Origin of the sequence: Stutzerimonas stutzeri (assembly GCF_000935215.1) — a bacterium.
Classification (GTDB): Bacteria; Pseudomonadota; Gammaproteobacteria; order Pseudomonadales; family Pseudomonadaceae; genus Stutzerimonas.
Genome location: NZ_JXXD01000129.1, coordinates 1 through 518 on the forward strand (window position 1 = coordinate 1; position 518 = coordinate 518).

The following is a 518-nucleotide window of genomic DNA, read 5'->3' on the forward strand; positions in this document are numbered from 1 at the left end:
ATGAAGGCCATCCAGTCGAATGCGAAACCGAAGCGGAACGGTTGCGGCACGCTGAGCAGCGGCAGTTCGCCCAGCTCGGCGAAGTCCACCTTGCCCATGGACCAGGCCACCAGATAGCCCGCGGTCAGCGCGATGATCACCGCCGACAGCCGCAGGATCGCCCAGGGAAAGCGGTTGAGCACCACGATGATGCCGATCACCAGGCCGGCCAGCGCCAGGTTGGGCAGGGCGCCGAGGTCATCGGCGCCGTAGCCGCCGGCGATATCGGTCATCGCCACCTTGATCAGCGAAAGGCCCATCAGGCAGATGATGGTGCCGGTGACCACCGGCGTGATCACCCGGCGCAGCTTGTTGATGCACTGACTGAAGGCGATCTCGACGAACGCGGCGCAGAAACTCACGCCGAACAGCGTGGCGAGGATCTCCTCCGGCGTGCCGCCACGCGCCTTGACGATGAAGCCGGCGCTGAGGATGGCGCTGAGAAAGCCGAAGCTGGTGCCCTGCAGGCATAGCAGTCC

General features: G+C 65.4%; 1 protein-coding gene. It reads right to left on the reverse strand.

Features of this window, described 5'->3' with window-relative positions:
- Positions 1-518: solute carrier family 23 protein (locus LO50_RS13970; RefSeq protein WP_044315386.1), on the reverse strand; the 518-nt coding region annotated here is incomplete at both ends.